Source organism: Streptomyces yokosukanensis (genome assembly GCF_001514035.1).
In the GTDB taxonomy this organism is placed as follows: Bacteria; Actinomycetota; Actinomycetes; order Streptomycetales; family Streptomycetaceae; genus Streptomyces; species Streptomyces yokosukanensis.
The window spans coordinates 53,545-78,978 of record NZ_KQ948206.1; the positions used below are offsets into that span (position 1 = coordinate 53,545).

General features: G+C 72.9%; 22 protein-coding genes, 4 tRNA genes and 1 other RNA gene. 13 read left to right on the forward strand and 14 right to left on the reverse strand.

Going from position 1 to position 25,434, the window contains the following annotated elements; genetic code table 11:
* Positions 1-56 precede the first annotated feature (56 nt).
* From purL to purS, 3 genes are read right to left on the reverse strand one after another with little or no spacing between them, the layout of a single operon-like run.
* Positions 57-2,315 (reverse strand): phosphoribosylformylglycinamidine synthase subunit PurL, encoded by a 2,259-nt coding sequence (gene purL / locus AQI95_RS00235; protein WP_067115309.1) that lies wholly within the window; start codon positions 2,313-2,315, stop codon positions 57-59.
* Positions 2,312-3,016 carry a phosphoribosylformylglycinamidine synthase subunit PurQ gene (purQ, locus tag AQI95_RS00240; protein ID WP_067115312.1) on the reverse strand — a complete coding sequence of 235 codons (705 nt, stop codon included), beginning with the start codon at positions 3,014-3,016 and terminating at the stop codon, positions 2,312-2,314. Before purQ ends, purL begins: the two co-directional genes overlap by 4 nt.
* Positions 3,013-3,276: a phosphoribosylformylglycinamidine synthase subunit PurS gene (gene purS / locus AQI95_RS00245; RefSeq protein WP_067115315.1), complete on the reverse strand. Its 264-nt coding sequence runs from the start codon at positions 3,274-3,276 to the stop codon at positions 3,013-3,015. Before purS ends, purQ begins: the two co-directional genes overlap by 4 nt.
* A 310-nt stretch (positions 3,277-3,586) precedes the next feature.
* On the opposite strand from purS, the gene AQI95_RS00250 reads away from it, so the two are divergent.
* The 8 genes from AQI95_RS00250 to AQI95_RS00285 all read left to right on the forward strand — a co-directional run bounded on the left by AQI95_RS00250 (position 3,587) and on the right by AQI95_RS00285 (position 8,198).
* Positions 3,587-3,904 carry a histone-like nucleoid-structuring protein Lsr2 gene (locus AQI95_RS00250; RefSeq protein WP_067115318.1) on the forward strand — a complete coding sequence of 106 codons (318 nt, stop codon included), beginning with the start codon at positions 3,587-3,589 and terminating at the stop codon, positions 3,902-3,904.
* 179 nt (positions 3,905-4,083) lie between these two features.
* Positions 4,084-4,155: transfer RNA gene (locus tag AQI95_RS00255), tRNA-Gly, on the forward strand.
* Between the two features lie 82 nt (positions 4,156-4,237).
* A tRNA-Gly gene (locus AQI95_RS00260) sits at positions 4,238-4,310 on the forward strand.
* 126 nt (positions 4,311-4,436) lie between these two features.
* Positions 4,437-5,381 carry an ABC transporter ATP-binding protein gene (locus AQI95_RS00265; protein WP_067115321.1) on the forward strand — a complete coding sequence of 315 codons (945 nt, stop codon included), beginning with the start codon at positions 4,437-4,439 and terminating at the stop codon, positions 5,379-5,381.
* Entirely contained in the window at positions 5,378-6,235 is an 858-nt protein-coding gene (locus AQI95_RS00270; protein ID WP_079070960.1) for an ABC transporter permease, read from the forward strand. Before AQI95_RS00265 ends, AQI95_RS00270 begins: the two co-directional genes overlap by 4 nt.
* Before the next feature lie 29 nt (positions 6,236-6,264).
* Entirely contained in the window at positions 6,265-7,488 is a 1,224-nt protein-coding gene (locus tag AQI95_RS00275) for a sensor histidine kinase (RefSeq protein WP_067115324.1), read from the forward strand.
* Entirely contained in the window at positions 7,485-8,099 is a 615-nt protein-coding gene (locus AQI95_RS00280; protein ID WP_067115327.1) for a response regulator transcription factor, read from the forward strand. Before AQI95_RS00275 ends, AQI95_RS00280 begins: the two co-directional genes overlap by 4 nt.
* Before the next feature lie 23 nt (positions 8,100-8,122).
* Positions 8,123-8,198: transfer RNA gene (locus AQI95_RS00285), tRNA-Gly, on the forward strand.
* Positions 8,199-8,248: 50 nt separating this feature from the next.
* On the opposite strand, the gene AQI95_RS00290 is transcribed toward AQI95_RS00285, so the two are convergent.
* From AQI95_RS00290 to ffs, 6 genes are all read right to left on the reverse strand, one after another.
* Positions 8,249-9,148: a phosphoribosylaminoimidazolesuccinocarboxamide synthase gene (locus AQI95_RS00290; protein ID WP_067115330.1), complete on the reverse strand. Its 900-nt coding sequence runs from the start codon at positions 9,146-9,148 to the stop codon at positions 8,249-8,251.
* A 103-nt stretch (positions 9,149-9,251) separates the two neighbouring features.
* Positions 9,252-10,748, reverse strand: a complete 1,497-nt coding sequence (locus AQI95_RS00295; RefSeq protein WP_067115333.1) for a N,N-dimethylformamidase beta subunit family domain-containing protein — start codon at positions 10,746-10,748, stop codon at positions 9,252-9,254.
* 258 nt (positions 10,749-11,006) lie between these two features.
* Positions 11,007-12,878 carry a M48 family metalloprotease gene (locus AQI95_RS00300; protein WP_067115336.1) on the reverse strand — a complete coding sequence of 624 codons (1,872 nt, stop codon included), beginning with the start codon at positions 12,876-12,878 and terminating at the stop codon, positions 11,007-11,009.
* A 362-nt stretch (positions 12,879-13,240) separates the two neighbouring features.
* Complete coding sequence (gene purD, locus AQI95_RS00305) at positions 13,241-14,500, reverse strand: phosphoribosylamine--glycine ligase (RefSeq protein ID WP_067115339.1); 1,260 nt, start codon at positions 14,498-14,500, stop codon at positions 13,241-13,243.
* A gap of 149 nt (positions 14,501-14,649) precedes the next feature.
* Entirely contained in the window at positions 14,650-16,959 is a 2,310-nt protein-coding gene (locus AQI95_RS00310; RefSeq protein WP_067115342.1) for a DNA polymerase III subunit gamma and tau, read from the reverse strand.
* Between the two features lie 38 nt (positions 16,960-16,997).
* Positions 16,998-17,094: signal recognition particle sRNA small type (gene ffs / locus AQI95_RS00315), an RNA gene on the reverse strand.
* Positions 17,095-17,214: 120 nt separating this feature from the next.
* Between ffs and AQI95_RS00320 the strand changes: the two genes are divergently transcribed.
* Positions 17,215-17,299: transfer RNA gene (locus AQI95_RS00320), tRNA-Ser, on the forward strand.
* A gap of 95 nt (positions 17,300-17,394) precedes the next feature.
* On the opposite strand, the gene AQI95_RS00325 is transcribed toward AQI95_RS00320, so the two are convergent.
* The 5 genes from AQI95_RS00325 to AQI95_RS00345 form a co-directional block, all read right to left on the reverse strand.
* Positions 17,395-19,137 carry a copper resistance CopC/CopD family protein gene (locus AQI95_RS00325; protein WP_067116890.1) on the reverse strand — a complete coding sequence of 581 codons (1,743 nt, stop codon included), beginning with the start codon at positions 19,135-19,137 and terminating at the stop codon, positions 17,395-17,397.
* Positions 19,138-19,309: 172 nt separating this feature from the next.
* Positions 19,310-20,071: an SDR family NAD(P)-dependent oxidoreductase gene (locus AQI95_RS00330; protein WP_067115344.1), complete on the reverse strand. Its 762-nt coding sequence runs from the start codon at positions 20,069-20,071 to the stop codon at positions 19,310-19,312.
* Positions 20,068-20,547: a cupin domain-containing protein gene (locus AQI95_RS00335; protein ID WP_067115346.1), complete on the reverse strand. Its 480-nt coding sequence runs from the start codon at positions 20,545-20,547 to the stop codon at positions 20,068-20,070. The genes AQI95_RS00330 and AQI95_RS00335 overlap by 4 nt, the downstream gene beginning before the upstream one ends.
* A gap of 10 nt (positions 20,548-20,557) precedes the next feature.
* Positions 20,558-21,160: a GNAT family N-acetyltransferase gene (locus AQI95_RS00340; RefSeq protein WP_067115348.1), complete on the reverse strand. Its 603-nt coding sequence runs from the start codon at positions 21,158-21,160 to the stop codon at positions 20,558-20,560.
* Complete coding sequence (locus AQI95_RS00345) at positions 21,157-23,355, reverse strand: penicillin acylase family protein (RefSeq protein ID WP_067115350.1); 2,199 nt, start codon at positions 23,353-23,355, stop codon at positions 21,157-21,159. Before AQI95_RS00345 ends, AQI95_RS00340 begins: the two co-directional genes overlap by 4 nt.
* A gap of 114 nt (positions 23,356-23,469) precedes the next feature.
* On the opposite strand from AQI95_RS00345, the gene AQI95_RS00350 reads away from it, so the two are divergent.
* The 4 genes from AQI95_RS00350 (at position 23,470) to AQI95_RS49770 (ending at position 25,413) form a co-directional block, all read left to right on the forward strand.
* Entirely contained in the window at positions 23,470-24,069 is a 600-nt protein-coding gene (locus AQI95_RS00350) for an HhH-GPD-type base excision DNA repair protein (protein ID WP_067115353.1), read from the forward strand.
* An 81-nt stretch (positions 24,070-24,150) separates the two neighbouring features.
* The gene (locus tag AQI95_RS00355) at positions 24,151-24,819 is read left to right on the forward strand and encodes an HdeD family acid-resistance protein (protein WP_067115357.1); all 669 of its coding nucleotides are present in this window, start codon (positions 24,151-24,153) and stop codon (positions 24,817-24,819) included.
* Positions 24,820-24,916: 97 nt separating this feature from the next.
* Positions 24,917-25,240, forward strand: a complete 324-nt coding sequence (locus AQI95_RS48250) for a hypothetical protein (protein ID WP_067115358.1) — start codon at positions 24,917-24,919, stop codon at positions 25,238-25,240.
* A 50-nt stretch (positions 25,241-25,290) separates the two neighbouring features.
* On the forward strand, positions 25,291-25,413 hold the full coding sequence (locus AQI95_RS49770; protein WP_279616989.1) for a hypothetical protein: 123 nt from the start codon (positions 25,291-25,293) through the stop codon (positions 25,411-25,413).
* Positions 25,414-25,434: the final 21 nt, after the last annotated feature.

Sequence of the window (25,434 nt, forward strand, 5' to 3'; positions counted from 1 at the left end):
GGGGAAGGCCCCGCCCGCGGTCGCGGGCAGGGCCTTCGCAGCAGGCGGGTGGCGAGCTACGCCAGCAGCGCCGGAATGGTCTCCTCGTGCGCCGTGCGCAGCTCCTGGAGGGTGAGCGCGAACTCGCCCTGGATCTCGACCGCGTCACCGTCCACGACACCGATGCGGGTGGCCGGCAGGCCCCGCGCACCGCACATGTCGTTGAAGCGGACCTCCTCCGAGCGCGGCACGGCGACGATCGCACGGCCGGCCGACTCGGAGAACAGGAGGGTGAACGCGTCCAGCCCGTCCGGTACGACCAGCCGCGCGCCCTTGCCGCCGAGCAGCGCGGACTCCACGACCGCCTGGATCAGACCGCCGTCGGACAGGTCGTGCGCGGAGTCGATCATGCCGTCGCGGGAGGCGGAGATCAGGATCTCGGCCAGCAGCCGCTCCCGCTCCAGGTCGACCTGCGGGGGCAGACCGCCGAGGTGGTCGTGGACGACCTGGGACCAGGCCGAGCCGCCGAACTCCTCGCGGGTGTCGCCGAGGAGGTAGATCAGCTGGCCCTCCTCCTGGAAGGCGACCGGGGTGCGGCGTGCCACGTCGTCGATCACGCCGAGGACGGCGACCACCGGGGTCGGGTGGATGGCCACCTCGCCCGTCTGGTTGTAGAGCGAGACGTTGCCGCCGGTCACCGGGGTGCCGAGCTGCAGGCAGGCGTCCGCCAGACCGCGCACGGCCTCGGCGAACTGCCACATCACCGCCGGGTCCTCGGGCGAGCCGAAGTTCAGGCAGTCGGAGACCGCGAGCGGCTTGGCACCGGTCGTCGCCACGTTCCGGTAGGCCTCCGCCAGCGCCAGCTGCGCGCCCGCGTACGGGTCGAGCTTGGCGTAGCGGCCGTTGCCGTCCGTGGCGATCGCGACGCCGAGGCCGCTCTCCTCGTCGACGCGGATCATGCCGGAGTCCTCCGGCTGGGCGAGGACGGTGTTGCCCTGCACGAAGTGGTCGTACTGCTGGGTGATCCACTTCTTGGAGGCCTGGTTCGGGGAGCCGACCAGCTTGAGGACCTGGTCCTTCAGCTCCTCGGAGGTGGCGGGCCGCGGCAGCTTGTTCGCGTCGTCGGCCTGGAGGGTGTCCTGCCAGTCCGGGCGGGCGTAGGGACGCTCGTAGACCGGGCCGTCGTGGGCGACCGTGCGCGGGTCGACGTCCACGATCTTCTCGCCGTGCCAGAAGATCTCCAGCCGGTCGCCGTCGGTCACCTCACCGATGACGGTGGCGATGACGTCCCACTTCTCGCAGATCTCCAGGAAGCGGTCGACCTTCTCCGGCTCGACCACCGCGCACATGCGTTCCTGCGACTCGCTCATGAGGATCTCCTCGGGCGAGAGCGTCGAGTCGCGCAGCGGCACGTCGTCCAGGGTCACGAGCATGCCGCCGGAGCCGTTCGAGGCCAGCTCGGAGGTGGCGCAGGACAGGCCCGCCGCGCCGAGGTCCTGGATGCCGACGACCAGCTTCTCCCGGAAGGCCTCCAGGGTGCACTCGATGAGGAGCTTCTCCTGGAAGGGGTCGCCCACCTGGACGGCCGGGCGCTTGCTCGGCTTGGCGTCGTCGAAGGTCTCGGACGCGAGGATCGACGCGCCGCCGATGCCGTCGCCGCCGGTCCGGGCGCCGTAGAGGATGACCTTGTTGCCCGCGCCGGAGGCCTTGGCGAGGTGGATGTCCTCGTGCCGCATCACTCCGATGGCACCGGCGTTGACCAGCGGGTTGCCCTGGTAGCAGGAGTCGAAGACGACCTCGCCGCCGATGTTGGGCAGGCCCAGGCAGTTGCCGTAGCCGCCGATGCCCGCCACCACGCCCGGAAGGACGCGCTTGGTGTCCGGGTGGTCCGCGGCGCCGAAGCGCAGCGGGTCCACGACCGCGACCGGGCGGGCGCCCATCGCGATGATGTCGCGGACGATGCCGCCGACGCCGGTCGCGGCGCCCTGGTAGGGCTCCACGTACGACGGATGGTTGTGGGACTCGACCTTGAAGGTGACCGCGTAGCCCTGGCCGACGTCGACGACGCCCGCGTTCTCGCCGATGCCGACGAGCAGCGCGTCCGACTCGGGGGCCTTCTCGCCGAACTGGCGGAGGTGGACCTTGGAGGACTTGTACGAGCAGTGCTCGGACCACATGACCGAGTACATGGCGAGTTCGGCGCCGGTCGGGCGGCGGCCGAGGATCTCCACCACCCGCTCGTACTCGTCCTCCTTCAGGCCGAGTTCGGCCCAGGGCAGCTCGACGTCGGGGGTCGCGGTCGCGTGCTCGACCGTGTCCAGAGGCGTCCGGCTCATGCGCCCACCAGCTTCTTGAGGATCGAGGTGAAGAACGGGAGGCCGTCGGTGCGGCCCGTGCCGATGAGCGGCTCGACCGCGTGCTCGGGGTGCGGCATGAGGCCCACGACGTTGCCGGCCTCGTTGGTGATGCCGGCGATGTCGCGCAGGGAACCGTTGGGGTTGCCGTATCCATCAGCGGCTTCGCCGCGGACGAGGTACCGGAAGACGACCCGCCCCTCGGCCTCCAGCTCGTCGAGCGTGTACGCGTCGGCGACGTACCGGCCGTCCATGTTCTTCAGCGGGATGTGGATCTCCTGGCCCGCGCGGTAGTCGCCGGTCCAGGCCGTCTGCGCGTTCTCCACCCGCAGCTTCTGGTCGCGGCAGATGAAATGCAGGTGGTTGTTGCCGAGCATCGCGCCCGGGAGCAGATGCGCCTCGGTGAGGACCTGGAAGCCGTTGCAGATACCGAGGACCGGCAGACCGGCCCTCGCCTGCTCGATGACGGACTCCATCACCGGCGAGAACCGGGAGATGGCACCGGCACGCAGATAGTCGCCGTAGGAGAAACCGCCGGGGAGGACCACGGCGTCGACCTGCTTGAGGTCCTTGTCCTTGTGCCACAGGGCGACCGGCTCGGCGCCCGCGAGACGGATCGCACGCTGGGTGTCCCGGTCGTCGAGGCTCCCCGGGAAAGTGACGACGCCAATACGAGCGGTCACTTGGCCGCCTCCGCCACTTCTTCCACCTTGACGATGAAGTCCTCGATCACCGTGTTGGCGAGGAAGGATTCCGCAAGATCGTGGATGCGGGCGAGCACTGCCTCGTCGACGGGACCGTCAACTTCCAGTTCGAATCGCTTTCCCTGACGTACGTCCGAGATCCCCGCGAAACCCAGGCGCGGCAGCGCACGCTGGACCGCCTGGCCCTGGGGGTCGAGGATCTCCGGCTTGAGCATGACGTCGACTACGACGCGTGCCACTGGCACTCCCGATGTGTGGTGCTGAGCAGGTTCCTTCAGACTACCCGCACAAAATTTCTACGCGGGTAGAGTTGTAGGAAACTACGTGAGACGCATCACGATCCGGTGTCGAAGCCGTACTGCCACGAAAAGTTCTGGGAAAGTTCGACGGTTCGCCCGGTCCGCCTATTGTGTTCGGACACGCGGGCGGATTTAGTCGGGCTTCACTTTGCATTGCCGGGCACTGTACAAATGAATTGGCAATAGCCGATACTCGGCACGTCATCGCCGTTGAGCTGTATCGACGTGCCGCACGAAGGGACCGATATTCGTGGCGCAAAAGGTCGTGGTCACGCTCTCTGACGACATCGACGGCTCGGAAGCGGCGGAAACGATCGCCTTCGGACTCGACGGCAAGTCGTACGAGATCGACCTCAACGAAACCAACGCCAAGAAACTGCGCAAGGCGCTCGCGCCCTACGTCGAGGCCGGCCGCAAGCGGTCGCGGTCCGGCAGGGCGTACAAGCAGACGGAGGTCGCGCCCGACCCTGCGGCCGTCCGCGCCTGGGCCCAGGCCAACAAGATGGACGTGCCGGCCCGCGGACGCATCCCCAAGAAGGTCTACGAGGCCTTCAGCGCCGCCCAGTGAAGCCCGCGAAGGGGCAGCCCTCAGGGTCCGTCAGCGGACCCTGAGGGCTGTGCACTTGGCCGGCGGCGGTCGGCCTGCGCGGCCTCACGGGAGCCGACTTGCGCTACCCCCCTGCTGATCAGCTAATGTCTGGGACACGCCGAGGGGCGAGGCCGAAAGGACCGAACCCCGAGGAGCGTGCGGGTGTAGTTCAGTAGTAGAACATCCCCCTTCCAGGGGGAAGGCGCAGTGTGCGATTCCTGTCACCCGCTCCGGCATCGGCCGTCATGACCACTCCTGTGGATCAGGTAGGCTGGTGCTCGCACCGATCGGTGGGAGCCGATCGGGGGCAGTGCGGACGTAGCTCAGTTGGTAGAGCGCAACCTTGCCAAGGTTGAGGTCGCGAGTTCGAGCCTCGTCGTCCGCTCGGGAAAGAGACCCCGGTCCATCGGACCGGGGTCTCTTCGTATGCCCGTGATGCTCTGACATTTGTCATGCCGGGCGATGACATCGCGCACTGCCGAGTCGCTCCGGCCGCCGGGACGCTGGCTTCATGCACTACGACGAACACGAAGACGTGATTGAGGTCACCGATCTCAGGCGGGTCTACGGGGGCGGGTTCGAGGCCGTACGCGGAATCACCTTCTCCGTGGCCCGTGGGGAGATCTTCGCCCTGCTCGGCACGAACGGGGCCGGCAAGACATCGACCGTCGAACTCTTGGAAGGCCTCGCCGCACCCGCCGAGGGCCGGATCCGGGTACTCGGCCACGATCCCTACCGCGAGCGCGCCGCCGTACGGCCCCGCACCGGTGTGATGCTGCAGGAGGGCGGCTTCCCGGCGGAACTGACCGTCGCCGAGACCGCCCGGATGTGGGCCGGGTGCATGAGCCGGGCGCGGCCCGAGGCCGACGTGCTGGAGCTGGTCGGGCTCGCCGGCAAGCACGAGGTGCGCGTCAAGCAGCTGTCCGGCGGGGAGCGGCGCCGGCTCGACCTGGCGCTCGCCCTGCTCGGCGACCCCGAGGTGCTCTTCCTCGACGAGCCGACGACCGGGCTCGACGCGGAAGGCCGCCGGGACACCTGGGAGTTGGTGCGGGCCCTGCGTGACGCGGGCACGACCGTGCTGCTCACCACGCACTACCTGGAGGAGGCCGAGGGTCTCGCCGACCGGCTCGCCATCCTGCACGAGGGCCGTATCGCCGTCTCGGGGACCCCGGCCGAGGTCACCGCCGGCCGGCCCTCCCGGATGTCCTTCGAACTGCCCGACGGCTACTTCCTCGGCGACCTGCCGCCGCTGGCCGGCCTCGGCGTCTGCCACCACGAGAGCGCCGGCCGGGTCGTACGGCTGCGGACGACCCAGCTGCAGCGGACCGCAACCGCCGTACTGGCCTGGGCCGAACGGACCGGAGTCGAACTGCGCGGCCTGGAGGTGCGCTCCGCCTCGCTGGAGGAGGCGTTCCTGGGAATCGCACACGAAGAGGCACAGGGGGTGGCGGCATGAGTGAGGCCGGAGTGAAGGTCGAAAGCCGTGGGGTGAGTGGCGTGCGGGGGACCGAGCGCGGCGCGCGGAGCGGCGCGCCGAGCGGTGCGGGGACGTCGGCGAGCCGGCGGCTGTGGGCGCTGGGGCGGGCCGAACTCACCCTGCTCGGCCGCAACCGCGGGGTCGTCTTCACGGCGCTGGCCGTGCCGCTCATGCTGCCGTTCAGCATGCGGCCGGCCATCGACCAGCTGGATCTGAAGAAGCAGGGACTGACCCTCGGCACCACCCTGCTGACGGCCGCGATCGGCTTCTCCTTCCTCTTCGCCGTCTACAGCTCGCTGGTCAACGCCTACGTCGCCCGCCGCGAGGAACTCGTCCTCAAACGGCTGCGCACCGGTGAACTCTCCGACGCCGAGATCCTCGTCGGCACCGCGCTGCCCGCCGTCGGCATCGGACTCGCCCAGGCGCTGCTGCTGTGCGCCGGGTGCGCCGCGCTGCTGCACACCGGGGCCCCCAGGGCGCCGTACCTGCTCGTGCCGGGCCTGCTGGCCGGGCTCGTGGTCAGTGCCGCACTCGCCGCGCTCACCGCCTCCTTCACCCGGACCGTGGAGAGCAGTCAGGTGACCGCGCTGCCGCTGATGTTCCTGTCGCTGGTCGGATCCGGGATCACGATCCCGACCGAGGTCATGCCCGACACGCTCGCCTCCCTCTGCGAGCTGCTTCCGCTGTCCCCGGCGATCCGGCTCGTCCGCGCCGGCTGGAGCGGCCACATGAGCGGGTACGAGGCACTGGGCGCCCTCGCGACCGCGCTGGCCTGGACGATCCTGGCCGTGTTTGCTGTAGGACGGTGGTTCCGTTGGGAGCCGCGGCGATGAGGCACTGCGGGTGACAGGGGGGCACGGGGATGAGCGGGCCGCGCGCATGGTGGCGGAGCAAGAGCCGGCCGGAGCAGTTGGAGACGTACACGCGCTGGTCGTTCTACTTCCTCTCCGTCGCGGAACTCACCGGCGTCGGGCTGCCCGCGATCGGGCAAGTGCAACCCTGGCTCGTCGGCTGGCTGGTCGCCGCGGTCGTGGTGCACGCGGCGGTGATCGCGGTCACCACCTCCCTGGCCCTGGACTGGACGCGTGGCCGGCGCGCCCGGCCGGTGTGGGCCCTGTGGACGCTCGGCATCGTCACGTTCGCCCTGGCGGCGGCCACGCTCGCCGTGCACCAGTACGGCCCGGTCGGCCGGGGCACCGGCACCGCCATCGGCACGGTCTACGGCGGCCTGCTGTCCTGGGGCGGCGGCATACTGACGCTCGGCTTCCGGGGCCGACGGCCCATGCTCGCGCTCGTGTCCGGTTTCGCCTGCGGCTCGGCGGTGATCGCCCTCGCCCTGGGCGCACCCTGGCCCATCTCGCTGGTCACGGCGTTCCTGGTGTTCCTCTGCACCGGATTCCTCACCCTCACCTGCGCCTTCTCCGTGTGGCTGGTCGACTCCGTGTACGAGCTGGACGCGGCCCGCGAGGCCCGGGCCCGGCTCGCCGTCGCCGAGGAGCGGCTGCGGTTCGGGCGGGATCTGCACGACGTGATGGGGCGGAACCTGTCCGTGATCTCGCTCAAGAGCGAACTGGCGGTGCAACTGGCCCGGCGGGGGCGGCCGGAGGCGGTGGAGCAGATGATCGAGGTGCAGCGCATCGCGCAGGAGTCCCAGCGCGAGGTGCGGGCCGTCGTACGCGGTTACCGGGAAGCCGACCTCAAGGCCGAACTCTGGGGCGCGCAGGGTGTGTTGACGGCCGCCGGGATCGACTGCGAGGTCAGTGCCGAGATCGCGGGACTGCCCGCCGACGTGCAGTCGGCGCTCGGCTGGGTGGTGCGCGAGGCCACCACCAACGTGCTGCGGCACGGGGACGCAGGACGCTGCACGCTGTGCCTGCGGGTGCTCCAGGGGCGTGTGGTGCTGACGGTGGAGAACGACGGCGTGTCCGCGCCCCCCGACGGCGGTGGCGGTTCCGGACTCGCCGGGCTGCGGGAACGACTGGCCGTCGTGGCGGGGACGCTGGAGGCCGGGGCCGTCTCCGGGGAACGGTTCCGACTGGTGGCCGAGGTGCCCCTGGAGCAGGAAGTGAGTGAAGTCACATCATGAGCACTCCGGTACGGCTGTTGCTCGCCGACGACGAGCATCTGATCCGCGGCGCGCTGGCCGCGTTGCTCTCGCTGGAGGACGATCTCCTCGTCGTCGCGGAGGCGGCCGGCGGACCCGAGGCCCTGGCGATGGCGCGGGCACACGAACCCGACGTGGCCGTACTGGATCTCCAGATGCCGGGCGCCGACGGTGTGAAGGTCGCCACATCGCTGCGCGCCGAACTGCCCGGCTGCCAGGTGCTGATCGTCACCGGGCACGGGCGGCCCGGCCATCTCAAACGGGCCCTCGCGGCCGGTGTGCGCGGATTCGTCCCGAAGACGGTCAGCGCCCAGCGGCTCGCGGAGATCATCCGCACCGTGCACGCCGGAAACCGCTACGTCGACCCTGAGTTGGCCGCCGACGCGATCTCCGCCGGCGACTCCCCGCTGACCGCCCGGGAGGCCGAGGTGCTGGAGCTGGCGGCCGACGGGGCGCCCGTCACGGAGATCGCCGAGCGGGCCGCGCTGTCACCGGGGACCGTGCGGAACTACCTCTCCTCCGCCGTCACGAAGCTCGGTGCGGAGAACCGTCATGCGGCAGTGCGTCTCGCACGGGAGCGAGGTTGGGTATAGTTGCTCTCGCGCCACGGCGCAATGCGGACGTAGCTCAGTTGGTAGAGCGCAACCTTGCCAAGGTTGAGGTCGCGAGTTCGAGCCTCGTCGTCCGCTCCATGGAGAAGCCCCCGGTTCCGGCCGGGGGCTTCTCGCGTGTCCGGACCGGGTCAGATCCAGCCCAGGCCCGTCAGGCGCTCGTACGCCTCCACGTACTTCTGCCGGGTCGCCCGGACGACGTCCTCGGGCAGCGGCGGCGGGGGCTGCTCGCTCCTGCGGTCCCAGCCGGACTCGGCCGAGGTCAGCCAGTTGCGCACGAACTGCTTGTCGTACGACGGCTGCGTACGGCCCGGCTGCCACTCGTCGGCCGGCCAGAAGCGGGAGGAGTCCGGGGTGAGGACCTCGTCGGCGAGGACCAGCGTGTCCCCGTCGAAGCCGAACTCGAACTTGGTGTCCGCCAGGACGATCCCCCGGTCGCGGGCGATGTCCCGGGCGCGCGCGTACACGGCGAGGGTGGCCTGGCGCAGCTGGGCGGCGGTCTCGGCGCCGACCTGGCGGGCGACCTCCTCGTACGGGACGTTCTCGTCGTGCTCGCCGACCTCGGCCTTGGTGGCCGGGGTGAAGATCGGGGCGGGCAGCTCCGAGCCGTCGACGAGGCCTTCGGGCAGGGCGAGGCCGCAGACCGTACGCGACTCGTCGTACTCCAGCAGGCCCGAGCCGGTGAGGTAGCCGCGGGCCACGCACTCGACCGGGATCATCCTCAACTGCTTGCAGACCAGCGTGCGGCCCGCCCAGTCGGCGGGGGCGCCCTCGGGCACCTCGGTGCCGATGACGTGGTTCGGGATCAGATCGCGCAGCTGGTCGAACCACCACAGGGAGAGCTGGGTGAGGACACGGCCCTTGTCGGGGATCTCCGTGGGCAGCACCCAGTCGTAGGCGGACATGCGGTCGCTGGCGACCATCACGAGGTCGCCCGCCTCGTTCTGGTACAGCTCGCGCACCTTTCCGGTGTGCAGGTGCACCAGGCCCGGAACCTGGATCGGCTCAGGCTTTTCTACGAATCCGGACACGGTTCCTCCCCGTGGTTCTGTCCAAGTGCCCTCGATTCTCCCCTATCGGGCGGATCGGTTTCGGACAGGGGTCGCCGAGGGCTGGACCGGGGGGCGTTCGCGGTCAGTCGCGTTTGCAGATGCGGTCGAGCAGGTTCGCGGTGGCGCGCTGGATCCGGGGGTCCACATGGCCGGGGCGGTCCAGGGCGGGGGACCAGGCGAAGGTTCCGGCGGCGAAGACCCAGGCGCCGGAGGGGGCGCGGTAGAGGGAGGTCTCCTGGTGGCGCAGAGCGCCCTCGCTGTCGGTGTAGGGGGAGTGGGCGAGCAGGATGCGCTCCTCGTGCACGGGCAGCGCGGTGCGCGGGAAGTACCGGTCGGCCTCGCCGGCGACCAGGCCCTCGATCTCGTCGCCCTCGTGCGCGCCGGTCGCCTCCCACAGCCAGTGGCCCGCGTTGCGGACGACCAGCGGGTGCGGCTCGGGCACCCGGCCCGCGTACTGGATGCCGACGAGCTGCTGCTCGGGCCGGTCGATCTCGCGCCACAGCACCGGCTTCCCGGGACCCCTGCGCTTGCGGCAGGTGAGCAGCCGGTCCGGGGCACCGGACGGCGACGGGCCCAACTCCACCTGCCAGTACATGGTGTTGGCGGAGAGGAAGACCAGCGAGGTGCCGCGGTCACGGGCGTCCTCGACGGCCCGGCGCATCGACACCGACCAGTACTCGTCGTGGCCGGGGAAGACCAGGCCCCGGTAGCGGGTGGGATCGACACGGCCGGCGTGCAGATCGCGGGCGTCGGCGTAGGCGAGGTCGTAGCCGTAGCGCTCGGCCCAGCGGATGAAGTCGTAGGCGTGGCCGACGTGCAGGGGCAGGCCGGCGCCCGCGTAGGGGCGGTCGAAGCAGATCGTGGTCGCCGCGTCGGCCTCGCCGAGCAGCCGGCCCTTCTCGTCCCAGGCGTGGTAGAGGCTGGCGCCGGTACGGCCGTCCTCCGGATACAGGTTGTACGCCTGCCAGGTGATGTCCGGCAGCAGCAGGAGCAGGTCGGCGGGGTGGTCGTCGCGGACCGTGAACGGCACGTGGGAGCGGTAGCCGTCGGCGGTGGTGAGGACGGCCACATAGGCGCCGATGCGCCAGTGCGGGGGCACCTGCAGACGCCACGACAGCCACCAGTGGTGGCACGAGACGGTGCGGTCGGCGGCGAGCGGCCGGGGCTGGACGATGCCGGACAGACGCGGGCTGGTGGTGATCTTGGCGGCGCCGTCGCCGCTGTAGTGGCCGATCCGGTAGATGTCGACACTGAACTCCTGGGGCGGATCGACCGTGATGTGGAAGTCGATCGCCTCGCCGGGCGTGACGGCACCGGTGGAGGCGAAGCCCTTGATCTGGCAGTGCACGTCGTCGGCCGAGCGGGGGCCGGTGCCCGCCGAACGCTGCGCGGGCACCCGGCGCCTGCCGTCGGCGACCTGCTGCGGGCTCGGTTCGACGTACCAGGGCACGACATGGCCCGTGTCGTCGAAGTAGGTCTCGCTGCCGCGCAGCCAGGGCACCGGGCCCTGGCCGAAGGGGTCGGTGACGGCGTGCGCGAGCGCTCCTGATTCCCAGCGGCGAATGTGGTCCGAGGCCATGGTCGCTCCCCTCCCTCAGCCCCCGTGTCGTCCTGTCTCGGTGGTGCTCGCCGTGCTCGGTGGTGCTCGCGGTGCCCGGTGGTGCGCGCGGTGCCCGGTGGTGCGCACTGTGCTCGGTGATGTGCGCCGTGCTCGGCAGTGCTGTCGTATGTCGCACGCCTTTGCCACGTGCGTGGTCGCTCCCCAGCACATCACATAACGCACGGGCTCGGTCACTAGTCGTTGCGAATTGACCTGAAGTGGAAGACAGGACTCCCGTTAAACGAGCCGAACCGGCTTCTCGGGACGTATCCCGGATGCGGCCAGCCAGTCACGCAGCGGGCCCGGGTCTCCCTCCTCGATCAGGCTGAGCACCTTGGACGTGAGGTCGGCCGCACGCTCGCCGCCGAGCAGCAGGGAGGGGCCGTCCAGCCAGTCCAGGGCGGGCACCGCGCCGGCCGTGTCGACGGCCGCACAGCACACCATCGCCGTGACGTGCTCGGTGAGCAGCTCGCGGGCGGTGCGCGGAGGCTGCAGCGGGAAGAGCGGCAGTCCGCCGTCGTCCCACAGGGCGCTCTCGGGACTCTGGCCGGTGGCGGTCGCGCCGACCTTCGGCGCGCCGGCCTCCTCACGGGCCAGCTCGGCGCTCAGCCCGGCGGCCAGGGCCACACTGCGTTCCGTCCCGGGGTCGGTGTCCGCGTCTTCGTCCGCATCGTCACCCTCGTAGATCTCATCGATCTCGTGGATCTCATCGATCCCGTGGATCCCGACATCGGCTGCGGCGGCGTGGGCGCCTTGGCCGGAATGCGGTGCTGCGTCGAGGAGCCGGGCGGTGTCGGCCGTGGGGTCGCAGCCGTCCTGGTGGGCTCGGTCGGCGGGCTCGGTGAGGTGGTCCAGGACGCGCGCCAGGGTGGGGCCGCCCGGGTCGGGGGCTGCGGGGTCGAGGGAGGGGCGGACGCCCAGGGAGTCCAGGACGCGGTGCAGGCGGGCCGCGTCGGCGCGCCAGGTGCGGTCCACGACCTCCTCCGGATACGCCGGCCAGTCCACCGGCGCCCAGTCCGGACCGGACTCCGCCGGGCCGCCGTGGAAGAGGCGCGCGGCGAGCAGCGAGGCGGCCTCGTCCACCGCGCCGGGCTCCTCCAGCAGGTCACAGGCGGGGCGCTCGCCGAGCCGGGACGTGAAGCCCTCGGCCAGGCGGTCGCGCCGGGACAACTCGGTGAGCGCCGCCACCACGCCCGCGTCCAGCCGGGCCGGCCAGCGGCCCATGCGCCAGGCGGGCAGCGCCACCCTGGTCAGCAGCCGGTCCCAGCCGGCGTAGGCGAGGCCGACCTGCTCCTGGGCGACGATCCGCAGGCCGTAGTCCACCGCCTGGGCCCGCTCGGCCGCCGCGGCGGCGACCCCGCGCTCCATCTGCGTCGCGTGCTCCCGACAGCCGCGCAGCAGCGGCCGGACCACCCAGCCGAGTGCCGCGCACCCGGCGCGGGTCAGCGGACGGCGGCCCGGCGCCGCGGCGACCGCGACCGCCGCGTCCAGGCCGCGCACAAAGCGCCGGGCGGCGGCTATGTCCGGGTGCGCCGAAGGGCCTGTACCGGCGATGACCGGGGCGAGGACCGCGCGCAGTTCGCCGACGCGCATCCACCACAGGAACGGGGAGCCGATGACGAGCACCGGGGCGACGGGGACGCGGCGGCGGCCCGGACCCGCTATCTCGTCGGGCGCGGGCCGCGGGGGCGGGCCGTGGGCCGCGTGCGCGCGGTCCTCCAGCCAGCTGTCGCAGTCCGGGGTGAGCGCTATCGCCGAGGGCGCCGGCACGTCCAGCCGGTCGGCGAGGTCGCGCACCATGCGGTACAGATCCGGGGCGGACGCCTCGGCGATCGGCACCGTCGGGACGACGGCCGGGCGGGCCCGCGCCACGACGAGGGCGACACCGGCGGCGGCCAGCAGCACCAGCACGGCGAGCACGCCCACGGCCCAGCGGGCGGCGTCCCAGCCCCCGCCGACGAAATGGCCGGTGGAACCGCCGGTCAGCAGGATCACCGCGGCTGCAGCGGGCAGCAGGGCCACGGCCAGCGCCCGGCCCCTGACCCGCAGTACGGCAAGGGCCCGGGAGCGCGCGGCCTGCGCGCCCGCCTCCGCACCGATTCCGCTCACGTCCCGCCCTCACCCCCTCGCCGCCGAAGCCATGCTGTCCTGGTGGTGCTCACTCCCCCACTGTGGCACCCGCCACTGACATCGCAATGCCGGTGGGCCAAGTGCCGGAACGCTTGCGCGGCACCCTAGTTGGGGCCCCGGCCCTCGTCAGCCATATAGACGATTGCTCACTCGATGGAATGGCTTTGGTCAGAGGTGGGTGACAGACAGCAAAGATCAGGCCCCGGATCTGAGGTCCGGGGCCCGAAAGCCTTCCTGGCGACAGGAGAGCAGGTCAGAGGTCGATCAGCGGCGGAGCGGAGACAGGCCGGAGACAAGTCGGAGACAGGTCGAACGCAGGCCGGGCGCGCGGGAGGCGCACGTCAGACGCCGGCCTCCTGCGCCGCCTTCGCGGCGATGTCGGTGCGGTGCTGGGAGCCGTCCAGTCGGATCCGGCCCACCGCCCGGTACGCCCGCTCGCGAGCCTCGGTCAGGTCCTTGCCGGTGGCCGTGACGGACAGCACGCGCCCACCCGCGCTGACGACCGCGTCGCCGTCCCGCTTCGTCCCGGCGTGCAGGACGTAGGCGTGCGGGCCGTCCTGCGCGGCCACCTCGTCCAGACCGGTGATGGGGTCACCGGTGCGCGGGGTGCCGGGGTAGTTGTGCGAGGCGACGACGACGGTGACGGCCGCGTCCTCGCGCCAGCGCAGGGGCGGCAGATCGGCCAGGGTGCCGTTGGCGGCGGCGAGCAGGACACCGGCCAGCGGGGTCCGCAGCCGGGCCAGCACGACCTGCGTCTCCGGGTCGCCGAAGCGGGCGTTGAACTCGATCACCCGGACACCGCGGCTCGTGATCGCCAGACCGGCGTAGAGCAGACCGGAGAAGGGGGTGCCGCGGCGGCGCAGCTCGTCCACGGTCGGCCGCAGAACCTTCTCCAGCACCTCGTCGACGAGCTTCGGCTCGGCCCACGGCAGCGGCGAGTAGGCGCCCATGCCACCGGTGTTCGGGCCCTCGTCGCCGTCCAGGGCGCGCTTGAAGTCCTGGGCGGGCTGCAGCGGTACGACCGTCTCGCCGTCGGTGATCGCGAAGAGGGACACCTCGGGGCCGTCGAGGAACTCCTCGACGACCACCCGGTCGCAGCCGGCGGCATGCCGCTCGGCGGCGTCCAGGTCGGAGGTGACGACCACGCCCTTGCCCGCGGCGAGTCCGTCGTCCTTGACCACATAGGGGGCGCCGAAGGCGTCGAGGGCCTCGGCGGCCTCCTCGGCGGTCGTGCACACGTAGGAGCGGGCGGTCGGTACCCCGGCCGCCGCCATGACGTCCTTGGCGAAGGCCTTGGAGCCCTCCAGCTGCGCGGCCTCCCGCGACGGGCCGAACACCGGGATGCCCACCGCGCGGACGGCGTCGGCCACACCGGCGACCAGCGGGGCCTCCGGGCCGACGACGACCAGGTCGGCACGGAGACCGGTGGCCAGCTCGGCGACCGCGCGGCCGTCGAGCGCGTCGACCGCGTGCAGCTCGGCGACCTCGGCGATGCCTGCGTTGCCGGGGGCGCAGTGCAGCGCGGTGACGTCGGGGTCGAGGGACAGGGAGTGGCACAGGGCGTGTTCGCGGGCGCCGCTGCCGATGACGAGGACCTTCACGGGGGTCAGCCTAATGGCAAGGTCACCGAAAGCCGGGGGCCGGGTTTCTCGGACTTTCCTCCAAAGCCCGGTCAGCCCCTTCAGCTCCTCGGTTCTCCAGCTCCGCGGCCCTTCATCGCTCCTCGCCGTCACTCGTCACTCGTCACTCGTCACTCGTTGGAGAACTCCTCCACCACCGTCGCTCCCAGCTCCCGCACGATCAGTTCGTGGCCGGACAGGGCCGACTCGTCCAGATCGGGGTCGTCGTCCTCCGGGATGTCGTCCTCGGGGGCGACGGGGGGCGGCTCCGGGGCCGCCGCGGGCCGGGGAGCCGCAGGTGCGGGTGCGGAGGCAGCGGGGCCGGGCTGCGGGGACGCGGGAGGTTGCGGGGCGGCCGGCTGGGGAGCCGTGGGCCGGGGGGCCGCAGGGGCGCCGCCGTAACCGCCTCCCCCTCCGCCGCCGAAGCCCGAGCCTGCGGCGGGCGGGGGCGCGGAGCCACCGCCGGACGGGTCGATGACCGCCTCGATCTTCCACTGCACGTTGAACTGCTCGGCGAGCGCCGCCCGCAGCACGTCCTCACTGCCGCTGCCGGAGAAGTTGTCGCGGGCACCGGCGTTGACGAAGCCGAGCTGGAGGGTCGTGCCGTCGAAGCCCGCCACCTGGGCGTTCTGGCTGAGCAGGATCCAGGTGAAGCGGCGGCGGTTCTTGACCGCCTCCAGGATGTTCGGCCAGAGCATGCGGGGGTCGAGGCCGCCCGCCGGAGCGGCCGCGGGCGGCGCGGCGGCGACAGGGGGCGCGGAGGGCGCGGGAGCCACCGGGTCGGGGCTCGCCTGGTGCTGCGGCTGGGCGGGAGCCTGGCTCTGCTGAGCACCGGCCGGAGCGGCAGCCGTGGGCCAGCCGCCGGGACGCCGGCCGCTACCGGCGGCAACGGCGGTCGGCCACGCACCGGGAGCGGCAGCAGCGGCGGGGGCGGCGGCCGAAGGACCGGCCGGGGCCGGAGCCTGGGCGGCGGGGGCCGCCGGAGCGGCCGCTGCCGGGGCCTGCGCGGGTGCGGGTGCGGGTGCGGGGGCGGGTGCCTGCGGAGCCGACGGGGCCGAGGGAACCGTGGGAGCGGGACCGGCCGGAGCCTGACCGCCGACACCACCGGGACCACCGACGCCCCCGTCCCCGCCGGCCGCCGGGCCGCTGGGGGCGCGAACGGCCGCGCGGGCCGCGGCCGGGCCGCCGCCCTGCGGTACGGGGGGCTGGGGGGCAGCACCGCCGTGGGCCTCGGGCCCGGGGACGTACCCCATGGCCGGGGCACCGCCGCCGCCCGAGAAGTTGACGCCGCGCTCCAGGCGGTCCAGACGGGCCATCACCGACCGCTCGTCTCCGTAGGCGGCGGGGAGCAGCACGCGCGCGCAGATCAGCTCCAGCTGGAGGCGGGGCGAGGTGGCGCCGCGCATCTCCGTCAGGCCTGCGTTGACGAGGTCGGCGGCGCGGCTCAGCTCGGCGGCGCCGAAGGTGGAGGCCTGGGCCTGCATGCGCTCCAGGACGTCGGCCGGGGCGTCGAAGAGCCCCTTCTCCACGGCGTCCGGAACGGCGGCGAGGATCACCAGGTCGCGCAGCCGCTCCAGCAGGTCGGCGACGAAGCGGCGCGGGTCGTTGCCGCCCTCGATGATGCGGTCGACGACCTCGAAGGCGGCGGCCCCGTCACCGGTGGCGAAGGACTCGACGACGGAGTCGAGAAGCGAGCCGTCGGTGTAGCCGAGGAGGGAGGTGGCCATGACGTATGTCACACCGTCCGCACCGGCGCCGGCGAGGAGCTGGTCCATGACGGACATGGAGTCACGCACGGAGCCGGCTCCGGCGCGCACGACGAGCGGGAGCACACCGTCCTCGACCGGGATGTCCTCCTTCTGGCACACCTCGCCGAGGTACTCCCGCAGGGTGCCGGGCGGGACCAGCCGGAAGGGGTAGTGATGGGTCCGGGACCGGATGGTGCCGATGACCTTCTCGGGCTCGGTCGTGGCGAAGATGAACTTCAGATGCTCCGGCGGCTCCTCGACGACCTTCAGCAGCGCGTTGAAGCCGGCCGACGTGACCATGTGGGCCTCGTCGATGATGTAGATCTTGTAGCGGCTGCTCGCGGGGCCGAAGAAGGCCTTCTCGCGCAGCTCACGGGCGTCGTCCACGCCTCCGTGGGAGGCCGCGTCGATCTCGATGACGTCGATCGAACCCGGCCCGTTGCGAGCGAGGTCCTGGCAGGACTGGCACTCGCCGCAGGGGGTCGGGGTGGGACCCTGCTCACAGTTGAGACAGCGGGCGAGGATGCGCGCGCTGGTCGTCTTGCCACAGCCGCGCGGACCGCTGAACAGGTACGCGTGATTGACCCGGTTGTTCCGCAGCGCCTGCTGCAGCGGGTCGGTGACATGCTCCTGCCCGATGACCTCGGCAAAGGTCTCCGGGCGATAGCGGCGGTACAGCGCGAGAGACGACACGCATACGAGGTTATAGGCGCCCACTGACAACCCGGGAAAACAAGGGCCCCCCACGCACCCGCCAGAGCCGACCTACCCTTGCTGCCTTCCGGCCCTGGGGGAGTTCAGTCAGATAGCGCCACGTGAGGGGCTGCGGCCCACAGTACCCGATCGCGGCCCGCATTCAGTACCCGATCACTCGCCGCGGCCACACCCGATCCGGGCCTGCGGGAACGGGTTCGCGAGCACTCCCCTCGGTCATGTAATGTTTCCGGCGGAGGATTCGCCTAGAGGCCTAGGGCGCACGCTTGGAAAGCGTGTTGGGGGCAACCCCTCACGAGTTCGAATCTCGTATCCTCCGCCTCAGCCCAACAGGGCAGTGGAAGGCCCCGACCGGTTCGCCGGTCGGGGCCTTCGACGTATCCGGGCGCGCCGGATTTCCTCACCGGGTGAGGTCTACCGCGCCACCCGCACCGGTGCCGACACCGTCACCTGGTCCAGTTCCGACACCCGTACCGTCGCCTTCATCGTCCAGGTTCCCGGGAGGGGGAGGTCGAAGGAGTCGGTGGCCCAGTAGCCGCCGCGGTCGGTGACCTTGGTGTCGAGGGGGCCGATCCGCTGGGCGCGGAGGGTGAGGGTGATCCGGAGTTCGGGGACCGTGGACAGGCCGCCGTCGGGGCCGTAGACGACCGCCTGGACGGAGGTCCGGCCCACGCGGCCCGGGTCCAGGGTGATCTGGACCTTGCCGTGGCCGCCGGGGGTGCCGAGGGCGAAGGGGATCGTGGTGACGGAGGCGGTCGGGACGCTGGCCGTCGGGGCCTCGGTGCGGGTCGCCTCGGTGGCCGCGCGGCCGGGCACCGTGCTGGTCAGCAGGGTCGTCAGGGCGAGGACCACCACGCCGACGGCCGCCTCCGCCAGCACCGAACGGCGCAGGGTCTCGAAGGGCGGGTGCGGGAGCGCGGGCGGGGGGAGCGGTTCCGGCGGGAGCGGGGGGCCGGTCGCCGGTTCGGGGACGCGGGCGGGGGGAGCCGAGGCCGTCGCCCGGGTCTTCGCGGCGCGGGTCGTCCACGCGCGGGAGCAGGCCGCCGCCAGCAGGAGCGCGGTGACCGCCGCCAGCTTGGCCAGCAGGGTGCGGCCGTACGTCGTGTCCGTGAGCGCCTGCCAGGAGCCGAGGCCCCGCCAGGACTGGTAGACACCGGTCACGACGAGGACCGTCACCGAGGCGAGGGCGAGGCGGGAGAAGCGGGCCACCGTCGCGAGGGAGGTGCGCCGGAGCGTGCGCAGCAGGGCCGCCAGGCCGCCGAGCCAGGCCGCCATGGCGAGCAGGTGGAGGGTGGCGGAGGCGATCGCCAGTGGGACCTGGATGCCCGCCGAGGCGTGTTCGGCGGCCGTCCAGGTCAGGGCCAGGGGGAGGGCGAGGGCCGCTGCCACGGCCAGCGTGATGCGGCGCGGGAGCCTTCTGCGGCGGGCCCGCAGCAGGGCCGCGCCGGCGCCGGCCAGGAGGAGCAGCGCCAGCCGGGCGAGCAGGAGCGCGCCGGGGCGGGTCGTCGCCGTACGGGCGAGGGAGCCGGGGGAGAGGAACCGCAGCGGTGACGTGCCCTCCTCGTACGGCGCGCGCAACACGAACAGGACCGCCGTCGAGGCCACCAGGGCCCAGGCGGCGGACAGGACGGGAGTGCGCAGGGGAGCCGTCTTGGGCGGGCGGCAGTACGCGACGAACGCGGCGGTGCCGAGGAGCAGGGCCACGGCGAGGTAGGCGAGCCAGCGGGCGATGTTGTACAGGGCCGCGGTTGCCGGGTTCTCGGTGTCCTCGGGGGCCGGGGCCGCCGTCGTCGCGGTGCGATGGCCGACCGAGAAGGTCAGCGCGCCGGACACCGGGTGGCTGTCGGCCGACACCACCCGCCAGGCGACCGTGTAGGTGCCGGTGGCGAGTTCGGCGGGCAGGGTGACGCGGGCGGTGGCCGGACCGCCGGGGGCGTGCTCGGCGGGGCCCGTGCGCAGGCGGCGGTTGCGGGGGTCGTAGACGCGGAAGGAGTCGGTGAGCAGGCCGACCGACTCGGTGAACGTCAGGGTCACCTGCCGCGGCGCGGACCTGAGGACGGTTCCGTCGCCGGGGTCGGTGGCGCGCAGGGCCGCGTGGGCCGACGCGGGGGCCGCCGTGCCGAGCAGGAGGAGGAGCAGGCCCGCGCAGACCAGGATCGGCCGCCATGGCCGCCGGAGCGGGGGCAGGCGGCGCAGGGGCAGCCGCCGTGGCCGTCCGGGCCGCCGTCGCGGGTGTCGGTGTCGGTCGCGCAGCAGCACCTCGTCCCCTCTCCCCGCCCCGTGCCTTCCTCCGGCCTCCGTATACGTACGCAGAGATCGGCCGTGTTGCTCACCAGGTGGGGCGGGCCGAGATGCCGCCGTCCACGGTCAGGTCGTGGCCGGTGATCCAGCTCGCGAGGGGCGAGGCGAGGAAGACGCAGGCGTCGGCCACGTCCTCGGGGCGGCCCAGGCGGCCGGTCGGGGCGGCGGCCAGCCAGCGGCGTACGCCGTCCGGCCAGGCCTGCGCGAGGCCCTCCCGGTCGATCAGGCCGGGCGAGACGGTGTTGACGCGGATGCCGTCGGGCCCGTACTCCAGCGCGGCCGCGCGGGCGTGCATGACCACCGCCGCCTTGGCCGCGCTGTAGTGGGCGTGGCCGGGTGCGGGGTGGGCGGCCTCGATGGAGGCGATGTGGGTGACGGTGCCGCCGCCGGGCGCCCGCATGGCGGCGACGGCGGCCTGGGTGCAGGCGAAGACGCTGGTGAGGTCGGTGTCGACGACCGTCCGCCACTCGTCCGCCGTCATCGCGGGCAGGGGCTGCACGGGCTGGACGGCCGCGTTGTTGACGAGGGCGGTGAGCCGGCCGCCGGACCAGTCCGTCACCTCCCGGACCAGGCGGTGGTAGGCGGCCTCGTCCGTGAGGTCCGCCTGGAGCACGACGGCCTCGCCGCCCGACTCCCGGATGCGGTCCGCCGCGTCCTCGGCCGCCCGCACCGCCGTACGGCAGTGCAGGGCGACCGCCGCGCCCTGTTCGGCGAAGCGCAGCGCGATGGCGCGGCCGATGCCGCCGCCGGCGCCGGTCACCAGGGCGGTCTGTCTGTCGAGAAGGTTCATGGGCGGCACAGTTCCGTGATGCGGGCGGCCTCGCGGGGGTAGCGCGCCGTCAGTTCGCGTGCGTCGCCGTGTTCGTAGTCCGCGTCGGTGAATCCGGGGGCCATCGTGGTGCCGAAGAGCGTCCAGGCACCGCCCGGGGCGGTCCGCGCGCCCATCCAGGTGCCGGCCGGCACGGTCAGCTGCACGTGCTGGCCGCAGAGCGGGGCCGGGCCGAGGACGGCGGTGCGGGTGGTGCCGTCGGGATCGAGCAGCAGGAGGTGGAGCGGGTCGCCGAGGTAGAAGTGCCAGATCTCGTCGGTGGGCAGGCGGTGCAGGGCGGAGTAGTCGTCGGCGGTGAGCAGGACGACGATGGCGGAGCCCGCGGGGCGGCCGTCCGGGCGCGCGGGCCCCACCCAGGTGCGCCGGTACAGGCCGCCTTCGCGGGGCAGGGGTTCGAGTCCGTAATGGGCGATCAGCTCTTCGGGCGTCGTCGTCACCCGGGAAAGGCTAGGGCCTCGGCGGCGCCACCGTCCGCTCCAGGAAGGCGAGTTGGGCGTGCTTCTTCGGCAGATGGACGTCCGGCAGGTCCACCTCGGGCAGGACGACCGCCGGGCCGCGGACGAAGCCCTCGCGCGCGAAGCGGGCGATCGCCCTGGTGTTGCGGACGTCGGGGTCGACCACGAGCCGGCGCCGGTCCGGGGTGCGCAGCGCGTATGTCGTCATCGCGGCCAGCAGCGCGGACGTCCAGCCGGGGCGCGGGCCGTCGGGGCCGGCGGGGGCGAGCAGGACGTGGACGCCGAGGTCGCCGGGGAGTACGTCGTAGCACTCGCCGACCCGGTCCGCGGCCGGCTCGTACGTCTGCAGCAGGGCGGCCGGGGCCCCGTCCCGGGTGACGAGGAAGGCGTGGTGGGTGTCGAGGCCGGCCATGTGGGTGTAGATCTCGGCGACCTCGTCCCGGGTGAGGCCGGTCATGCCCCAGAAGACGGCGCGTTCCTCGCTCACCCAGCGGTGGAGGACGTCCGCGTCGGCCGCCGGGTCGAGGGGGCGGATACGGACGGTGCCGAGCCCCGGGGCGTGCTGTTCGAAGAGGGGGGTGCGGGGGTCGGTCATCGGGTCTCCTCGGTGCGTTCCAGCAGGGTCAGCAGGGTCCAGTCGGTGATGACGGGGGCCAGTTCCCCCTTGCGCCACAAGGCGAGTTGGTCGCGGTGGTGGGGCGAGCCCGGGACGCCGTCGGCGCCGAAGGGCACGACCCAGCGGCTGTTGTCGCGGTCGGCGAGGTCCCAGACGTAGCGGGCGGCCGGGCCGCGCGGTGCGCGGTCGGTGACGCCGGGGACGGCGGAGGTGCACAGCACGCAGTCGTGGTCTCCGGCGAGTCCGGGCTCGTCGTACGGCTCCCCGGGCACCGCGCGCCAGGGGGCGAGGCGATGGGTGTCGGACCAGGTGCCGGACGGGGGTGCGGCGGCCACCTCCTCCAGCGCCGCACGTACGGCGGCCGGGCGGTCGATGCCGTACAACTCCTCGGCGCGCAGCAGGTGTTCGAGGGCGTAGCCGATGCGCGGGACGAGGGCCAGCCAGGGCAGCAGGACCTCCGGGTAGGCCGGGGGCTCGGTGAGCGGGGCGAACACCGGGTGCGCGGCGAGCCGGCGCACGACCGCGCCGCGCACCGCCGCGTAGAGGGCGGCGTCGGTGCTGTCGGCGTCCATGCGGCGGTTCCAGGCGAGCAGGCGCTCGCGCAGGCGGTCCGCCTCGGGGGTGAGGCGGTCGAGGGCGGCGAGGTGGTCGAGCAGGGGCGCGGCGGAGGCGAGGTGGGTGTCGGTGTGGATCGCCGGCATGGCGTCGGCGGTCCAGGTGCGGCGCGCGTCGAGGAGGTCACGGATGCGGTCGGCGCGGTGCGGCGGGGCGAACTCGACGCCGAGGGGGGCGGCGAGACCGCGCTGGTTGGCCATCACCGCGATGCCGTCGGCGGGTTCGGGGTCGGCGTACGGCGTCTCGTGCGTGCCCTGCCATGCGTGGCCGGGGAGCCAGGCGGGGACGGGGTGCAGACGGTTGGCCCGGGAGCGGACGGGGACGCGGCCGGCGACGCGGTGCAGGGTGCCTCCGGCGGTGTCGGCCGCCTGGACCACGTTGACGGGCTCGGCCCACAGGTGCAGGGCCTGGTCGAGGTCGGCGACGGTGCGGGCGCGGAGGAGGGGGAGCAGGGCGCTGAAGCCGAGGTCTTCCGTGACGCGGGGCGGGTAGCGCAGGGCCAGTGCCTCGGCCTCGGCCGGGACTCCGCCCCCGCCCGGACCGCTCGTGCGGCTCTCGTCGCCGGGGACGTGCGGGTCGTACGACGGCTTCGGGGACGGCATCGGGGACGGCTCCGGGGAGAGTCCCGCCTCCAGGCCTTCCGGGCCGCCCGCGATCACCGGGCCCCGTGGGGTTTCGATCAACTCGATCTCGATCGGGGGTTCTCCCGCGATCTCCACCTTCTCCGTGTGCCGCTCGACCCGGTGCCAGCGGCCGTCCGGGCCGAGCGCCTGGATCCCCGCGCCGGTGCGCCGCAGGCGTTCGCGGTACAGGTCCTGGTAGTCGGCCATGGCATGGGTGATGGCCCAGGCGACGGTGCCGGTGTGGCCGAAGTGGGCGATGCCGGGGACGCCGGGCACGGCGAGGCCGACGACGTCGAACTCGGGGCAGGAGAGGCGGATCTGCTGGTAGACGCCGGGATCCTCGATGAAGCGGTGCGGGTCGCCGGCGATCAGGGCGTGTCCGGTGGCGGTGCGGGAGCCGGAGACGAGCCAGCCGTTGCTGCCGGCGGTGCCGGGGCCGTCGGTGGCGAACAGGCCGACCGCGTCCGGGCCGAGGTGCCGTGTCGCCTGCTCGCGCCAGAGCTTGGCGGGGAAGCCGGCGAACAGGATGTGGGTGGCGAGCCAGACGCCGAGCGGGGTCCAGGGCTCCCAGCGGCCGGGGACGAGGCCGGTGCGGGAGAACTCCGGGGCGCGGCGGGCGCCTCGGGGCAGGCCCTCGTCGACACCGGCGGCGTAGGCGCGGACCCATTCGGCCGTCGCGGGGTCCCGGCGTTCCAGCGCGGCGAAACAGCGGCGGGCGGTGTCCTCGATGCGGGCCCGGCGGGCGAGGACGTCCCAGGACAGGGCGTCGGCGCCGAGGAACGAGGCCGAGGTGCCCTGGGCGCGGTGGCGCTCGACCTCCAGTTGCCAGGCACGGTCCAGGGCGGTCACCCGGCCCTGGGCGCGGGCCAGGTCGAGGACGCTGGAGGCGCGCAGATGGGGGATGCCCCAGGCGTCGCGGTATGTCTCGGTGCTCACCCGGAAGCCCCACTTTACTTTAGGTTAGCCTTGCCTAAGTTCTTGGTGGGGAATCGTACGCCACGCCGTCGGCCCCCGGCTGCGCGGTACGGGAGGCCGGGCGATCATCGACGCATGGACGTCACCCTGCACCTCGCCCAGGACCCCGAGGCCGACGCGCTGCTCGGACGCTCGCCGCTCGCCGCGCTGGTGGGCATGCTGCTCGACCAGCAGGTCCCGATGGAGTGGGCGTTCAAGGGCCCCCGGACCATCGCCGACCGGCTCGGCGCCGGAGCCACCGGGGATCTCGACGCGCACGACATCGCGGCGGCGGACCCGGAGGCCTTCGCCGGGCTGCTCTCCGAGAAGCCGGCCGTGCACCGCTACCCGGGCTCGATGGCCAAGCGCATCCAGCAGCTGTGCCAGTACCTCGTCGAGCACTACGACGGGGACGCGGAAGGGGTCTGGCGGGGCGTCGGCAGCGGCGCCGAGCTGCGAAAGCGCCTGGAGGAGCTGCCCGGGTTCGGCAAGCAGAAGGCACAGATCTTCCTCGCCCTGCTCGGCAAGCAGCTCGGGGTCACGCCCACGGGCTGGCGGGAGGCGGCGGGCGCGTACGGCGAGCCGGAGTCCTTCCGGTCCGTCGCCGACATCACCGGTCCCGAGTCACTGGCCAAGGTGCGCGCGCACAAGCAGGAGATGAAGGCGGCGGCGAAGGCGAAGTCCTCCGCCAGATAGTGCCGCTCCCCCGCTCCGCCGGCCTCACCCGGACAGCCCTCTCCGATGGCACGGCCACCCCCGCCGCTCACAGCATGGACCATGACCGAGGCACCGAACGGCGGCTCGAACCAGGGCCGTGAGCACGACGACCGGAACGTCCGCACGAGTGTGCCGCCGGGCGGCCGGAACGAGCCCGAGCCGCCCTTCGAGGGCCCTCTGCACGCTCTGTCCAAAGCCGCCTGGCAGGTGGTCCTGGCCACCGGGATCGCCTCGCTGATCCTCGGCGTCCTGGTGCTCGTCTGGCCCGGCGCCTCGCTGCTCGCCGCCGGCGTCCTCTTCGGCGTCTACCTCGTCATCAGCGGCATCTTCCAGCTGGCCTCCGCCTTCGGCACGCACATGAGGACCTCGCTGCGCGTGCTGGCCTTCATCAGCGGCGCCGTCTCGATCCTGCTCGGCCTGTTCTGCTTCCGCGGCCCCATGCAGTCGATCCTGCTGCTCGCCCTGTGGATCGGCATCGGCTGGCTGATCCGCGGGATCACCCAGACCCTGGCCGCCCTCCAGGACTCCCGGATGCCCGGCCGGGGTTGGCAGATCTTCCTCGGGGTCCTCACCTTCATCGCCGGCATCGTGCTCATCGACTCGCCGTTCCGGTCGGTCGGCGTGCTGACCCTCGTCGCCGGCATCTGGCTGGTCGTCGTGGGCATCACCGAGATCGTCACCGCGTTCAGCATCCGCAGCCGGGCCAAGCAGGTCCCGCAGTCGCTGTGAACACCGCCGTCAACCCAGCGCCCCGCACGTACGCCGCGCGGGCGGTTCTCGGGCCCGATGTGCTGCACCGGCCTCCCGTGCGGGGGAGACACCTGCCGTGAGCAGGAACGCGGGCCTCCCCCGCAGCCGCACCTGGCTGCGGGTGTTCGTGCTGCTCCTCGCCCTGTGGGTGCCCTGCGTCCACGCGCAGGCCCAGGCGGCCCCCGCACTGGGCCTGTCGGCCGAGGCCTTCGAGCACGACGCCCTCGACACGCTCGTACGGCCGCCCGCCCACACCGTCCACCAGGCCGACGCGCCCGTGCGCCCCTCGCCCCTGCCCGACCCGGAGCCCGCCCGGCAGCCGTCCGCCCACGCCTGCCCCGGCACGCCGCGCGTGCCGTACACCGCGCATCTGCTGCGCACGGTGGTCCTGCGCTGCTGACCGACCCGCGTCCCCCCGCACCAGGTCAGTCAGACGCAAGGAGCACAGCCATGCCCGTCGATCCCTACGCCGTCCTGCGCGCCCTGCTGCGCGCGGAGGCCAGGCGTGCCTCCGCACCCCGGCCGGAGCAGAAGGAAGAACCGCAGCGGACGCCCGAGGAGCGCGACCGCTGACCGCGGCACCGGCGGGGACGG